Annotated in this window: 1 protein-coding gene; it reads left to right on the top strand. The window is 62.4% G+C overall.

Translation table 11 applies throughout. From position 1 onward, the window contains the following. A partial coding sequence (locus NNO04_RS22745; protein WP_271446551.1) for an RHS domain-containing protein occupies positions 1-245 on the top strand: 245 nt, incomplete at both ends.

The following is a 245-nucleotide window of genomic DNA, read 5'->3' as shown; positions in this document are numbered from 1 at the left end:
CCGCTGGCGCGAATCGACCATCTGCGCGACGATAAACAGGGGGAGATTTACTGGTTCGGTACTGACCTGAACGGCGCACCGCTGGAAGTCACCGACGTACGCGGCAACGTGCGCTGGAGTGGCCATTACGGCAGCTTCGGTGAAGTACGGCATCAGACGGCAGGTTTTACCGGCGCGTTACAACACACCGCCCTCGCCCATCAGCCCCTGCGCTACGCCGGGCAGTATGCTGACAGCGAAACCGG

The sequence above is a fragment of the Citrobacter sp. Awk 4 genome (genome assembly GCF_028069725.1).
Lineage (GTDB): Bacteria > Pseudomonadota > Gammaproteobacteria > Enterobacterales > Enterobacteriaceae > Citrobacter_D.
Note: the sequence above shows the minus strand (reverse complement) of the source record. Positions and strands in the feature narration are given on the sequence as shown.